This is a genomic window from Microbacterium hatanonis (genome assembly GCF_008017415.1).
Lineage (GTDB): Bacteria > Actinomycetota > Actinomycetes > Actinomycetales > Microbacteriaceae > Microbacterium > Microbacterium hatanonis.
Genome location: NZ_VRSV01000002.1, coordinates 906,773 through 920,114, shown reverse-complemented (window position 1 = coordinate 920,114; position 13,342 = coordinate 906,773). Strand labels below are relative to the sequence as shown.

Here is a 13,342-nt window from a genome sequence, read left to right as displayed (position 1 = left end):
GCCGGATGTCGAGGATGCTGGGGACGATCGCCCCGCACCCGATGACGCCCGGCGCCGCCCTCGGCGCGACACTGTTGAGCGCGTTCCTCGACCTCTCGACGCTTCATGCCGACGGGTGGGGGTACGCCCGGACCGCCGCCGCCGATGACTCACTCCTCGTCCGCACCGGCCTCACTCCCGCCCACGACGCTCCTCTCGTCGAGTCCGCCGAGGTCTCTCTGATCTATCTGCGCTTCGCCAGCGCCGGCACCGCGGTCGCCCCGGAGAACCTGCAGCCCTTCGTCGCGGACGACGTCGCCTTCGCGCACAACGGAGCGCTCGTGCCCCGCGCGCACGCGCTCGACACTCTGACCACCCGCGAACGGGACGGACTGCGGGGCACCACCGACAGCGAGGTGTACTTCGCTGTCGTGCGGCGCGAGCTGCGCTCATCCGTCTCACCCGAGTCGGGTATCGCGGCCGCGGTGGTTCGGGTACGGGAGCTCTATCCGTCCGCGTGCCTGAACGCGATGCTCATCGTCGACGGGACGCTCGTCGTCGTGCACTGCCCGGGCACCGTCGATCCGCCGCTGCCCGCCTTCGCTCGTCGCGGGGTCGCTCAGGCCCACCTGCCGCCCGGGCATGACGACGCCTACAACGTGCTGGCGACGACCGTTCTCCCCACCGGGGCGCGGGTCGTGGCGACATCCGGCGTCGACACCGCCGGGTGGGAGCGCCTCGCCGACGATGCGGTGCACGTCTTCGAGCGCGACGGATCCGCACGCTCGATCCCGCTCTGACGCCGAGCACACGGATTATGCCCGAGCGCACGGGCTGCGTGCGGACTCAGACCGTGCGCTCGGGCACAGCCCGTGCACGTGCGGCGTCGTCCGGCTGCAGGGCGTTCTCCGGCTGCACGGCGCCGTCCGGCTGCGCGGGGTCGTCCGTGGGCGATCCGACGGCGGATGAGGGCGCTGCGGCCGCGGAGACGGCCGCGGCGATGCGAGCCTGCACGCGCGCTTCCGACCGCGTCCGGGCGCGCACGATCAGTACGACGACCAGCGCGGCCACGGCGAGCAGGGCGAGCTGCGACCAGGGGATCGTCCAGACCGTGAACGGTGTCGCGGACGCGACGAGAGCGGCCTGCACGGCGTCCTCGCCCACGATCGTCGGCACCGCGGCCACCTCGCCCCAGGCGAAGAAGACCGGCCACACCGCGACTGTCGCCGAGGCGGCCGTCTGCTGGCGGGGCAGGATCTCGCGCTGCTCGCCCGCGGCACTCGCGCCCCCGATGCCGAACAGGCCCGCGGCCTGCGTCGTCGTGGTCGCACCGAGGCGCACGTTGCCCTCGTTGGAGATGACGTAATCCACCGTCAGCGTGCCGGGGGCGAACGGGTTCCACGACGGCGAATACGACGTGGTGATCGAGCCGGGAACGACGGATGCGACCACATCGCCCGCCACGCGGAGGTGCAGTCGCACCCCGACGCGCGAGGCGACCTGCACCGATTCGCCGTCGCCGCGGGCGAGCTCGGCCACGACGCCGGCCGGATGATCGCCGGGCGTCGCCTCTTCGGGGACGTCGACGCGGAGAGGGACGAGCGTGGTCGCGCCGGCGGGCACGTCGATGACGATCCCGCCACCGTCACGGGGAGTCGCCCCCTCCACCTCGCCGATGCTCACCCACGTGCCGCTGTCGACGGGGGCCTCACCCGACGGCAGGAGGTCGAAATTGCCGGCCTCCGTGACGACCCCGTCGCTCGCGTAGATCGCGAACGGCGCGGCGGCGGCGCTGAAGTTCGTCACCGCGACGAACTCCTCCACCGACCCTCCCGGATCGATCGTGTGCCGGAACGACACCCGCCCGTCCGGGCCCTCCGCCGACGCCGGGGCCACCGCCCAGGTCGTGCTGGTCTCGGCGGTCGCGCTCGCGGGTGCATCCAGCGCGGTCGCAGCGGGCGCACCCCCGAGCAGGGCCGCGAGGGCGAGCGACGCGACGATCATCGGGCGGGTCCGCAGCATCCGCGGTTCTCCTATCTGTGCGGGGGTGAGGCCGAAGCCCCACCCCCGCGTCGGTCGATCAGTCGGTCGGGAACAGCGACAGCGTCAGTCGCGCCGAGTAGTCGCCCTCGGCGGTTCCGAGCGGCGCGTCGAGGTACAGCCACGCGTTCACATCGGTCACGCCGCGGCGTCCCTCGGGCGTCGCCGAGGCCAGCACTGAAGCGACCGCGAGGCCCGTGCCGCCGTCGACGGCGGTCGCGACCTGCGGCCCCGCCGACACCCCGTCGCGGGGGGTCACCAGGTTCGGGGCCCATCCGAGGTTCTCGGCGCCGATCGTGGACGTGCCCGAGACGAACGCCGACGACTGGCCGGACGCCGCCCACCCGCTGGCACCCGCCTGGGTGGCGTTGCGCGAGTCCGAGACCTTGACGGTCGGGAGCCCCGCGGTGAAGCGCCACCGATCGGTGAAGCCCGACTCCTGGGTGAGGCGCACCGACTCGCCGAAGTCGGCGACGGTGAGCGCGAGAGCGCCCGGTGCGTCGACGATCGACACGTCGATCGGCACGCCGTCGGCATCGGTCGGGCCGTCGGCGGTCAGCCCGCGCTGCCACTCGAGGAGGTCGGCGATCTTCGCGTCGAGAGCGTCGTCGTCGAGACCGGCCGCGGCGCGCTGCGCCTGGAGCAGCGACGCGATCGCGTCGGCGTGGGCGTCGGCGGCATCCGCCGTCTTCGCCGCGGCGAGGTGGCCCTGCACGGCAGCCTTGACCGCTTCGTCACCGGCCGCGCCGGCCAGCACTCCGTCGACCTCGGGGAACGTGACGCAGTCGCCGCCGCCCGAGACGAGTCCTGCTGTCCATTCCAGTCCGCGCAGGATGTGCTCGAGGAAGACGGGGTCGGTCCACGAAGCATCCGTGTGGCCGGCACCCTCGTACCAGGAGCGCCCGCCCTCGAAGTTCTGGCACCACGCGATCGGGTGGTCGGCGCCCATGCGGCCGTTGCCCGGGTTGTAGGTCGTCTCGTCGAGGGTGATGAGCACGTGCACGTCTTCGCGCGGGTTGGTCGTGAAGTTGTACCACTCGTCGTAGCGCGACCACTCGGTCGGCAGCATCGTCGTCGAGGGGTGACCGGGGTTCTCGACCCTCATCGTGGCCTGCTGCTGCGCGGGGTGGTTGCGGAAACGTGCGCCCCCGCCGGTCAGCTCGCTGTACCAGGGCACGGCGTGCATGGTGTCGGTGGCGGCGTGCAGACCGAGATAGCCTCCGCCACCGCGGATGTAGCCCTGGAAAGCGGCGAGCTCGGAGTCGTCGAGCAGTCGGGGGCTGGCGGGGTTCTGGCTGTTGGTCCCGTCTACGGGCGAGGCGAAGACGATGGTGGCGTACTGATCGAGGTCGGCGGTGCTGGTGAAGGGCGTCGTCGCGAGCGACAGCGCCGGCTGACCGGGCGAGTTTCCGATCGCCGGATCCCAGACGTCGACCGTGAACCCGTTCTGCTGGCCCAGCAGGATGAGCGCGTTGGTCGTGTCGTCGATGTGCGAGTGCCGGAACCCGAGGGTCTTCCCGACGACGAGCACCTTGTAGTCCTCTTCCTCCGGTTCCGCGAAGGCGGCGGTCGGCGTGACGCCGAGGCTGATGGCGACGCCGGCGGCGGCTGCCACGGCCCCCCACCGGTAGACGGGTCGCTTCATGTGCAATCTCCCTTGAGTGCATGGCTGGAACGGTCGGGCACAAATGTTGCCTGCCCCGACATATCGTGGCGAGGCTATCGGCGATTCTGTGCACCGTCAATGAATCGGATGCTGCGCGCCCGCGCCCTTCTGACGGCGCAGCGCCTCGGGCCGACACCCGCCGGGACAACCCGCGATCCAGAACGCGAGGTCTTCCGCTCAGCGGAACACGACAGGGCGGAGATGGCAGGTTTTGCGCGCAGCTCCGACAAAACAGCAGTCTCATGACCCCCGAAAGCGAGAACTTTCGCCGAAACCGGCGCGGGAGTACGGGAGAAGAATCATGTCTCGGTCGAGACGACCCGCCGCGCCCTTCCGAGCCACGGAAAGGGGAGACGATGCGCAGCCACCCGGCGCTCGGAAACCCCCCAGCTTCCACGACGCAACGCGCACGTAACACCGCGCGTGCAGACTCGGTCCTGCAACGTAAGCCGTTGCGGGCCGCCGGGCCAAAAGATCTCGGTGGTGTGGGAGACCTGGATCAGCGCTCGGCAGCGACCGCGCCGCATCCCGTCTCCGTTATTCCTGTCAATCGGACCGGACGAGACCGGCGCGCACCAGCCGCGTCACCTCTCGTCGGCGTCGATTGCGCTCATCGATAGGAGGAAACACCATGTCTGATTCGCTCTTCGCTCCCCCGACCATCGACGCCCGCGTCTTCCGCGACACCCTGGGGCACTATGCGTCCGGGATCACCGTGGTCAGCGGAATCGCCGACGGCGAACCCGTGGGCTTCACGTGCCAGTCGTTCTACAGCGTCTCGGTCGACCCGCCGCTGGTCTCGTTCAGCGTCATGCGCACCTCGACGACGTATCCGCGCATCGCCGCCGGCGGTCGCTTCACGGTGAATGTTCTCGCGCACGACCAGCACCACATCTCCAACCAGTTCGCCCGGAGGGGCACCGACAAGTGGGCCGGCATCGCCTGGCGCCCCGCCCTCTCCGGCAACCCCGTCATCGACGACACGCTCATGTGGGTCGACTGCGAGGCATGGGCGGAGTACGAGGCGGGCGACCACCTCGTGATCATCGGCCGCGTCGTCGAGATGAGCGCGCCCGAGTGGCACACCGGGTCACCGCTCCTCTACTTCAAGGGCGGATACCGCCATCTGCAGGAGCTCGCGGGCTGAGGCGGGAGTGGTCGGTGCACTGACCGCGACGGGCGGAACGCGGGGGTCGGGCTGCAGATCGACACGCCGCACGCCGCAGCCGGTGCAGCGCACGTAGAGCAGACGCCCCTCGCTCGTGCGGTGCGCGGACTCCGTCTCCCAGGCGTGCTCGTGGAGGTCGACGGACGAGGGCGAGAAGCGGACGGGATCGAGCGGCAGGGCATCCATGACTCCACTGTGATGTCATGGTCTTATGCATCTCAACCCTTACGGAGAGTACGCGGTGCTGCTCGCGGCATCGCTCGCCAACGACTGGCCTGCCGACCGCGAGGGCATCGAGGCTCGCACTCGCGAGTTCGGTATGACCATGGAGTTCACTCTCGGCCCCGACGATCACGCGCGCACGCGCCACGTGCTGGACGGCTGGCTCCGGGTCGTCGATGCCCGCACCCCCGAAGCCCGCGCGATCGTGCTGAACGGGCGGATGGCGGCGATCGCCGCCTACCCGCGCTTGACCGATCACGACGGCGAGGGGTGGCACCTCCACTACCGCGACCAGGAGCAGTCTCTCGCCCACGTCCTCGACGCCGTCATCTCCGTCGGGACCGCCTTGCATCTCACCACCCGGGGGATGACGCGCCTCCGGCGCTGCGAGGCGGGGGACGAACCCGGAGACCCGTGCAGGAATGTCGTCGTCGACGTGACCCGCAACGGTCGCCAGCGGTACTGCTCGGTGCGGTGCGCGAATCGTGCGGCGGTGCGGCGGCACCGGCGCCGCACCGCCGCGACATAGTTTTTGCATCATTGATCACAGAGTGCAATACTGCACTCCGTGATTGATAGTGCAAACGACCGCCGGGACCAGCGCCGGCTCGATGTGACGCGCGCACTCATCGGCGCCGCCCGCGTCCTCACCGCCGAACGCGGACTGTCCGGCTTCACCGTCGAGGACGTCGCCGCAGCGGCGGACGTCTCGCGTCGCACGTTCTTCAACTACTTCGCCTCCAAGGAGGACGCGGTGCTGGGTTTCCCGATCCAGCGATCCGACGACGCCGCCATCGAGGCCTTCCTGTTGAGGAAGGACGACGCCGGCGCCGCCCTCTCCCCCTCGCTCCTGCTGGACCTCGCCCTCCTGCACGAAGCCCGCTGGCACACCCTCGACATCGCGCCCGACACGGTCGCGCAGCTCGTCGCCGCGGTGGACCGCGAGCCCCGGCTGCTGGGGCGGATGCTGGAGGTCGTCGTGCAGGGCGAGCAGTTCGACGCCGAGCTGATCGAGAAGCGCGAGAACCTCGCCCCCGGCGACCTGCGCGCCCAGGCCGCCGCCCAGATCGTCGGCACCCTCTCGCGCGCCACGACTCACGAGTTCATGCAGCCGAGCAACACCGACCCGTACCTCGCCATCTTCGAGCGTCGCGTCTCCGCGGCCCTCGCCCTGTTCGCCAGCCAGAACCCCTCGATCGGACGCCCATGACCACCGACACCGTGAAGACCGTCCGCGCGGCCGATGCCCCGATGCTGCTGACCAAGCGGCGCATCTGGATCATCTTCTCCGCGCTCATCGCCGGGATGCTGCTCGCCAGCCTCGACCAGACGATCGTCTCGACCGCGATGCCGACCATCGTCGGCGAGCTGGGCGGCGTCTCGCACCAGGTGTGGATCACCACCGCCTACATCCTCGCGACGACCATCGTCATGCCCATCTACGGCAAGTTCGGCGACGTGCTCGGCCGGCGACGGCTGTTCATGATCGCCATCGCGATCTTCACGCTCGCCTCGATCGGCTGCGCGTTCGCGACCGACTTCTGGATGTTCGTGGTCTTCCGCGCCCTCCAGGGTCTCGGCGGCGGCGGCCTGATGATCCTGTCGCAGGCGATCATCGCCGACATCGTCCCCGCCTCCGAGCGCGGCAAGTACCTCGGCCCGCTGGGCGCCGTCTTCGGCCTCGCCGCGGTCGGCGGGCCGCTGCTCGGCGGCTTCTTCGTCGACCACCTCACCTGGCAGTGGGCGTTCTACATCAACATCCCGGTCGGCATCGCGGCCTTCCTCGTGGCCGTCTTCGCCCTGAAGCTGCCCACGAAGCGTCGCACCAAGCCCATCGACTGGCTCGGCGTGCTGTTCCTGTCGACCGCCACCACCTGCCTCATCTTCTTCACCGACTTCGGCGGCGACACGGAGTTCGGCTGGACGTCGACGGTCACCTGGGCCTGGGGACTCGGCCTCGTCGCGTCGGCGGCGCTGTTCATCTTCACCGAGTCGCGCGCCGCCGACCCGATCATGCCGCTGTCGATGTTCAAGAACCGGGTGTTCGTCAACGCGACCGCGATCGGGCTCGCCCTCGGCATCGGCATGTTCGCCGCCATCGGGTTCGTACCGACGTTCCTGCAGATGTCGTCGGGCACCTCGGCCGCAGCATCCGGCCTGCTCATGCTGCCGATGATGGTGGGCCTGCTCGGCACCTCCATCGCCTCGGGCCTGCTCATCACGAAGACCGGTCGCTACAAGATCTTCCCGATCGTCGGCACGATCACCACCGGCATCGCGATGGTCGCGATGACGACGCTCGCCGCCTCCACCCCGATCTGGCTCATCTGCGTCTACCTCTTCGTCTTCGGCGCGGGGCTCGGCCTCATCATGCAGGTCGTCGTGCTCGTCGTGCAGAACGCCGTCCCCGCGTCCGACGTGGGAACCGCCACGAGCACGAACAACTACTTCCGCGAGGTGGGCGCCGCCCTCGGCACCGCCGTGTTCGGCACGCTGTTCACCACGCGACTGACCGAGAACCTCACGGCGGTCTTCACCGACGCCGGCGCGAGCGCCGAGCAGGCGGGCGAGGCCACCGCGACGATCGATCCGTCGGTGCTGAACGGGCTGCCCGACGCCCTGCGCGAGGGGGTGGTGACGGCGTACGCCGATGCCCTGGCCCCGGTGTTCTGGTACCTCGTGCCGTTCATCGCCATCGCCCTCGTGCTCGCGATCTTCCTCAAGCAGATCCCGCTGTCCGACGTCGCCGGGCTCGTCGCCCGCGGCGAGGCGATCAGCGGCGACGAGGCGGAACGCCTCGAGGCCGAGCAGCGCGCGCACTCCCGCACCGGTGCCACGCGAGGCGAGACGGCGAGCGCGGACGCAGCGGACGACGCTCCGACCGACCCCTCGGGCGACCAGCGCCGGTAGGGCCCCCGCCTCTCGAGCAACCGGAACGAAGAAATCCCCCGAGTGATCGGGGGATTCTCTGGCGGAGACGGAGGGATTTGAACCCTCGGTCCCCGTGAGGGGACTCCACCTTAGCAGGGTGGTGCACTAGGCCGAACTATGCGACGTCTCCAGGCTTCCGACGCCGAAACGGCGGACGCACCCACCCATAGTAACGGGTGGCGCAGGCCTCGCCGAACCTGCGCCGCCCGCCACATCCGAGCACCTCGTCGGTTCCGGTGGCGCCGGGTCAGCCGATGCCTGTCAGGTTCCCGTTCGAGCACGTCTCCTGCGCCGCCGTGACACCGGCGATCGAGTCGGGAAGAGCGACAGCGGACTCGGTCGGCGCGGGGGCCTCGGTCGCGCCCTCGGTCGGGGCGGGCGCCTCGGTGGCGGCATCCGTCGGCTCTTCGGTCGGAGCCTCCGTCGGGTCGACCACGACCACGCCGTCGCCCTGGCTGGCCTCGCCGGTCAGCTCGAGCGGCTGGTTGGTCGCGAGGGCGTCCCAGAGCGCCGTCGCGGCGGACTTGTTCGGGATCACGCGGTTCGCGTCGGCGGGATCGGCCACGGTCGGGTACTGGATGAACGTGATCTCGTCGAACGGCACGTCCTTCACCGCGAGGGCGATCTGCGCGAGCGTCAGCGGGTTCGTGAGCGACGTCGACGGGTCGATGCTGCTGAGCGCGGTCGACGCGAGCTTGTAGAGCGTCGCCGGGTTCGACAGCACGTCTTCGCTCACGAGCTTCTTCACCAGGCGCGACATGTACTGCTGCTGGTTCGAGATGCGGCCGAGGTCTCCGCCGTCGCCGACGCCGTGGCGGGTGCGCAGGAACTGCAGCGCCTCCACGCCCTGGATCGTGTGCATCCCGGGGGTGAGGTCGAGCCCGGTGTACCGGTCGCGGATGCCGCCCGAGACGCAGACGTCGACGCCGCCGATCGCGTTGGTGATCTCGATGACACCGCCCCAGGTCACGGTGGCGGCGAAGGGGATGTCCTGTCCGCTGAGTTCGGAGATCGTCTTCACGGTGCACGAGAGGCCGCCGTAGGAGAAGGTCGTGTTGATCTGCTGCTTGCTCATCGCCGACGACGTGTTGCCGTCCGCGTCGGTGCACGACGGGATCGGCACCATCAGGTCGCGCGGGAAGGAGATGACCGTCACCCGGCGCGGCTCGTCGGAGATGTGCACGAGCATGTTCACGTCGTTGAGCTCGCTGCCCGAGTCGGGCCCGGTGCAGCGATCGCCGAAGATGTCGGCGTACTCGGGCTCGCACTTGTCGGTGCCGGCGATGAAGAGGTTCACGCCTCCCTCGATCGCGCCGATGTCGGGCGGGACATCCGACTGCCCTTCGAGCTCGACCGCGTCGGCGGTGTAGCTCTGCGTCAGGTCGTACAGCACGTAGCCGCCGACCCCGAGGCCCGCGACGAGCACGACCGCCACGGCGACGGCCAGCACCTTCATCAGTTGCGCGAACGGATGCGGCGAGGTGAGGCGTCCGTGACGCGCCACCGTGCGGCGGCCGCGCTTGGCGGGCTTGATCGTACTCACTCGGGTCCTCTCGGGGCGGATCGTTCTCGCCGACCCCCAGGTCCGGCGGAGTGTGCAGATGCTCTTGCGGAGGGTGTGGGATTCGAACCCACGGGACATCTCTGCCCACTGGTTTTCAAGACCAGGTCCATCGGCCGCTCGGACAACCCTCCCGACAGCGTGCTTCGCAGCACCGTCGAACGGCGTCGAGTCTATCGAGTACCTGGCCGCCATTCTGACGTGCCGGTCTGGACAAGCCCTGATAGACGCGCCAAACGGATGCGGCGCCCCACCCGCCCCACCCCACAAGGTTCGCGACGGCGGGGGCCTATAGCGCGCGGAGGATCGCGGCCACGCCGCCCTCGTCGACCGACAGGCCGATCTCGCTGGCCGCCTCGTGCACCTCGGCGGGGCCTTGGCGCATGGCGATGGCGCGACCGCCGTGCTGCACCGCCCACTCGAACATGCCGATGTCGTTGCGGCCGTCGCCCATGACGAGAACGCGCTCGGGGGCGATGCCGAGCCAGCCCCGCACGAGCTCGAGCGCCGTCGACTTGTCGACGCCCATCGGGGCGATGTCGAGCCAGGCCGTCCACCCGATCGCGTACGACACCTGGTTCAGGCCGATGCGCGCCACGAGATCGACGAAGTCCTCGTCGCTCTTGCCGGGCGAGACGACGACGACGCGGCAGACGGGCTGGTGGCTGAGCTCCTCGAAGCTCACGTGCCCCGCACCGCGCAGGTTCCAGTCCTCGAGGTACTCGGTGTACAGGCGGGTGCCGTCGGGCAGCTCGACCATGTAGCGGGCATCCGCGAGGTGCTCACGCAGCAGCGTCAGCACCTCCGACGCGTCGAAGGTCTCGGTGTGGGCGCGCTCGTATCCGTGGGCGTCGCCGCCCCCGACGCGTTTCATGACGATCGCGCCGTTGGAGCACACCGCGTACTCGGGCCAGATGCCCAGGCGCTCCATGATCGTGTGCGTGCTGTCCCAGCTGCGGCCCGTTGCGAGCATCACCTCGTGACCGCGCGATCGCGCGAACTCCACGGCTTCGACCACACCGGGAGAGAGCGTCTCGTCCTCGAGGATCACGGTTCCGTCGACGTCGAGGGCGATCAGCATCCGCTCGGCGAGACCGTCTTCGGCGAGATCCTCCACCAGGTCGGCGGCGTCCTCCTGCTCGACGATGTCGACGCTGCCGGTGTCGGGGAGCGTCACTCGACGGGCTCCATGACCTCGAGGCCCCCGAGGTAGGGCCGCAGCACCTCGGGCACCGTCACCGAGCCGTCGGCGCGCTGGTGCGTCTCGAGCAGGGCGACGATCCAGCGGGTGGTGGCGAGCGTGCCGTTGAGGGTCGCGACCGGCGACGTCTTGCCGCCCTCGGGGCGGAAGCGGATGTCGAGGCGACGGGCCTGGTAGGTCGTGCAGTTCGAGGTCGAGGTGAGCTCGCGGTACGCGCCCTGCGTCGGCACCCATGCCTCGATGTCGTACTTGCGGGCGGCGCTCGACCCGAGGTCGCCGGCGGCCACGTCGATCACCCGGTACGACAGACCGAGGTCCTGAAGCATCCCCTCCTGCATCGCGACGAGACGCAGGTGCTCGGCCTCGGCCTCTTCGGGGGTCGTGTAGACGAACATCTCGAGCTTGTTGAACTGGTGCACGCGGATGATGCCGCGCGTGTCCTTGCCGTACGAGCCGGCCTCGCGGCGGTAGCAGGTCGACCAGCCGGCGTAGCGCTTGGCGCCCCGTTCGAAGTCGAGGATCTCGTCCATGTGGTACCCGGCGAGGGGCACCTCGCTCGTGCCGACGAGGTAGAGGTCGTCGTCTTCGAGGTGGTAGACCTCGTCGCCGTGCTGCCCGAGGAAGCCGGTGCCGCGCATGACCTCGGGGCGCACGAGGGTCGGCGGGATGATCGGGGTGAACCCGGCGGCGAGCGCCCGGTCGAGGGCGAGGGTCATGAGGGCGAGCTCGAGGCGCGCTCCGATGCCGGTGAGGAAGTAGAAGCGGCTGCCCGAGACCTTCGTGCCGCGCTCCATGTCGATCGCGCCGAGCTTCTCACCGAGGGCGAGGTGGTCGAGCGGCTCGAAGTCGTAGGCGGGCACGTCGCCGTGCGTACGGAGGGTGACGAAGTTGTCCTCGCCGCCGGCGGGCACGCCGTCGATGACGATGTTCTCGATCTTCGACAGCGCGAGATCGGCGGATGCTTCGGCCTCGGTCACCGCGTGCTGAGCGGCCTTGACGCGCTCGCTCAGTTCCTTCGCCTCGGCCACCAGGGCGGCCTTCTCGTCTTTGGGCGCCTGAGCGACGCGCTTGCCGTGGGCGTTCTGCGAAGCCCTCAGCTCCTCGAAGGCCGTGATCGCGGCGCGGCGGCCCCGATCGGCCGCCAGGGCATCGTCGACGGTCTCCGGAGACTCGCCCCGGGCCATCTGGGAGCGCTTGACGAGCTCGGGATCTTCACGCAGCAGGGTCACGTCGATCACGCGATCAGTCTAGAGTCCGCGAGCGCCGACCTCACCCGCGGCGGGCCCGTCCGCGCGCGGAGCCCCCGCCCCTAGGGTGGGAGCCATGGCTCCAGCCCCCGCAGTCCCCGGCGACGACGATCCCGGCGCGGGCGAGCACGAGCCGGTCACCGCGGCATCCGACGCCCCCGGTCCCCGAGGCGCCGACGACGACTCCCCCGCGCCCGCCGACGCCGCCGCACCCGACGACGTCATCCGCCAGCCCGACGACATCGCGCCCGACTCGTCGGCCGAGGAGGCGGGCGAGGCGTGCCGCGTCGACGCACAGGGCAACCCCGCACCGATCGCGGCACCGCGGGGGACGGGCAAGCGCGCGGCCCTCGTGTACAACCCGACCAAGGTGAACCCCGCGACTCTGCGCGCGAAGGTCGTCGCCCTGTCGTCGGAGGCGGAGTGGGACGCACCCCTCTTCTTCGAGACCACGGTCGACGACCTCGGCGACGACGCCACCCGCGCGGCGGTCGACGACGGTGTCGACGCCGTGCTCGTGGCCGGCGGCGACGGCACGGTGCGCGCGGTGGCCGAGACCCTCACCGACACGGGCATGCCGTTGTCGATCATCCCGAGCGGCACGGGCAACCTCCTCGCGCGCAACCTCAACCTGCCGCTGACCGATCCCGACGCGATGATCCGCGCGACGTTCCACGGCGACATCCATCCCACCGACGCCGGCGTCGCACGCCTCCGACGCCCCGACGGCACGACGGAGGAGCACGGTTTCGTCGTCATGGCCGGGATGGGCCTGGATGCGGCGATGATCGCCAACACGAACTCGCAGCTGAAGAAGACGGTCGGCTGGGTCGCCTACGTCGACGGCGCGGCGCGATCGCTCGTGAAGGCGCAGCCGTTCCGCATCATGTACCAGGTCGACGATCGGCGCCTCCACGGGGCGAAGATCCAGAGCATCCTGTTCGCGAACTGCGGCACCCTGCCGGCCGGCATCTCGCTCATCCCGGGCGCCTCGATCGGCGACGGCCTCATGGACGTGGCGATCATCCAGCCCACCGGGCCGTTCGGCTGGCTCGGCGTCTGGCGCAAGGTCGCCTGGGACAACTCGGTGCTCCGACGCTTCCGCGCCGGTCGACGGGTGCTCGAGCGTCGGCGCGATTCCTCCGTGCGCTACCTCCGCGGCCACGAGATCGAGACCGCCACCTCCCCCGCCCAGCCCGTCGAGCTCGACGGTGACGAGTTCGGCGAGGCCACCCGCATCCACTGCCGCATCGTGGCGGGCGGGCTGCGGCTCGTGGTCCCGAAGGGCCACGACACCTCCAAGCTCTAGGCGGGTGTCAAGCCCGAC

General features: G+C 70.2%; 12 protein-coding genes and 2 tRNA genes. 6 read left to right on the top strand and 8 right to left on the bottom strand.

The genetic code is table 11. The features are described from left to right. Nucleotides 1–5 precede the first annotated feature (5 nt). Nucleotides 6–779, top strand: coding sequence for a class II glutamine amidotransferase (locus FVP77_RS14385; RefSeq protein WP_147895246.1), 774 nt, complete (start codon nt 6–8; stop codon nt 777–779). 46 nt (nt 780–825) lie between these two features. Here the strand turns inward: FVP77_RS14385 and FVP77_RS14380 are convergent, their stop codons facing one another. Further along, on the bottom strand, nt 826–2,001 hold the full coding sequence (locus FVP77_RS14380; protein WP_147895245.1) for a hypothetical protein: 1,176 nt from the start codon (nt 1,999–2,001) through the stop codon (nt 826–828). A gap of 58 nt (nt 2,002–2,059) precedes the next feature. After that, nucleotides 2,060–3,664 carry a ThuA domain-containing protein gene (locus tag FVP77_RS14375; RefSeq protein ID WP_147895244.1) on the bottom strand — a complete coding sequence of 535 codons (1,605 nt, stop codon included), beginning with the start codon at nt 3,662–3,664 and terminating at the stop codon, nt 2,060–2,062. Nucleotides 3,665–4,316: 652 nt separating this feature from the next. Here FVP77_RS14375 and FVP77_RS14370 point away from each other — a divergent pair. Then, nucleotides 4,317–4,832, top strand: a complete 516-nt coding sequence (locus FVP77_RS14370; protein WP_147895243.1) for a flavin reductase family protein — start codon at nt 4,317–4,319, stop codon at nt 4,830–4,832. On the opposite strand, the gene FVP77_RS14365 is transcribed toward FVP77_RS14370, so the two are convergent. Continuing rightward, complete coding sequence (locus FVP77_RS14365) at nt 4,776–5,039, bottom strand: hypothetical protein (protein WP_147895242.1); 264 nt, start codon at nt 5,037–5,039, stop codon at nt 4,776–4,778. The genes FVP77_RS14370 and FVP77_RS14365 overlap by 57 nt on opposite strands. Before the next feature lie 25 nt (nt 5,040–5,064). Between FVP77_RS14365 and FVP77_RS14360 the strand changes: the two genes are divergently transcribed. The 3 genes from FVP77_RS14360 to FVP77_RS14350 are packed head-to-tail and all read left to right on the top strand — an operon-like array spanning nt 5,065 to nt 7,985. Beyond that, nucleotides 5,065–5,604, top strand: coding sequence for a CGNR zinc finger domain-containing protein (locus FVP77_RS14360; RefSeq protein ID WP_147895241.1), 540 nt, complete (start codon nt 5,065–5,067; stop codon nt 5,602–5,604). A 39-nt stretch (nt 5,605–5,643) separates the two neighbouring features. Continuing rightward, nucleotides 5,644–6,285 carry a TetR/AcrR family transcriptional regulator gene (locus FVP77_RS14355; RefSeq protein ID WP_147895240.1) on the top strand — a complete coding sequence of 214 codons (642 nt, stop codon included), beginning with the start codon at nt 5,644–5,646 and terminating at the stop codon, nt 6,283–6,285. Further along, a complete protein-coding gene (locus FVP77_RS14350; protein ID WP_147895239.1) occupies nt 6,282–7,985 on the top strand; it encodes an MDR family MFS transporter in 1,704 nt (567 codons plus the stop codon). The genes FVP77_RS14355 and FVP77_RS14350 overlap by 4 nt, the downstream gene beginning before the upstream one ends. Before the next feature lie 59 nt (nt 7,986–8,044). Here FVP77_RS14350 and FVP77_RS14345 read toward each other — a convergent pair. From FVP77_RS14345 to serS, 5 genes are all read right to left on the bottom strand, one after another. Further along, nucleotides 8,045–8,136 (bottom strand) — tRNA-Ser (locus FVP77_RS14345). Nucleotides 8,137–8,253: 117 nt separating this feature from the next. After that, nucleotides 8,254–9,549, bottom strand: coding sequence for an LCP family protein (locus FVP77_RS14340; RefSeq protein WP_246134127.1), 1,296 nt, complete (start codon nt 9,547–9,549; stop codon nt 8,254–8,256). Between the two features lie 67 nt (nt 9,550–9,616). Then, nucleotides 9,617–9,701: transfer RNA gene (locus FVP77_RS14335), tRNA-Ser, on the bottom strand. A gap of 155 nt (nt 9,702–9,856) precedes the next feature. Further along, the gene (locus FVP77_RS14330) at nt 9,857–10,648 is read right to left on the bottom strand and encodes an HAD family hydrolase (protein WP_147895699.1); all 792 of its coding nucleotides are present in this window, start codon (nt 10,646–10,648) and stop codon (nt 9,857–9,859) included. A gap of 92 nt (nt 10,649–10,740) precedes the next feature. Continuing rightward, complete coding sequence (gene serS, locus FVP77_RS14325) at nt 10,741–12,006, bottom strand: serine--tRNA ligase (protein WP_147895237.1); 1,266 nt, start codon at nt 12,004–12,006, stop codon at nt 10,741–10,743. An 85-nt stretch (nt 12,007–12,091) separates the two neighbouring features. On the opposite strand from serS, the gene FVP77_RS14320 reads away from it, so the two are divergent. Then, nucleotides 12,092–13,324 carry a diacylglycerol/lipid kinase family protein gene (locus FVP77_RS14320; protein WP_147895236.1) on the top strand — a complete coding sequence of 411 codons (1,233 nt, stop codon included), beginning with the start codon at nt 12,092–12,094 and terminating at the stop codon, nt 13,322–13,324. Nucleotides 13,325–13,342: the final 18 nt, after the last annotated feature.

Coding starts and splice junctions, on each gene's coding strand:
- FVP77_RS14380 (WP_147895245.1), bottom strand. CDS start 2,001: ATGCTGCGGACCCGCCCGATGATCGTCGCGTCGCTCGCCCTCGCGGCC.
- FVP77_RS14365 (WP_147895242.1), bottom strand. CDS start 5,039: ATGGATGCCCTGCCGCTCGATCCCGTCCGCTTCTCGCCCTCGTCCGTC.
- FVP77_RS14320 (WP_147895236.1), top strand. CDS start 12,092: ATGGCTCCAGCCCCCGCAGTCCCCGGCGACGACGATCCCGGCGCGGGC.
- FVP77_RS14360 (WP_147895241.1), top strand. CDS start 5,065: ATGCATCTCAACCCTTACGGAGAGTACGCGGTGCTGCTCGCGGCATCG.
- FVP77_RS14350 (WP_147895239.1), top strand. CDS start 6,282: ATGACCACCGACACCGTGAAGACCGTCCGCGCGGCCGATGCCCCGATG.
- FVP77_RS14375 (WP_147895244.1), bottom strand. CDS start 3,664: ATGAAGCGACCCGTCTACCGGTGGGGGGCCGTGGCAGCCGCCGCCGGC.
- FVP77_RS14385 (WP_147895246.1), top strand. CDS start 6: ATGTCGAGGATGCTGGGGACGATCGCCCCGCACCCGATGACGCCCGGC.
- FVP77_RS14330 (WP_147895699.1), bottom strand. CDS start 10,648: ATGCTGATCGCCCTCGACGTCGACGGAACCGTGATCCTCGAGGACGAG.
- FVP77_RS14370 (WP_147895243.1), top strand. CDS start 4,317: ATGTCTGATTCGCTCTTCGCTCCCCCGACCATCGACGCCCGCGTCTTC.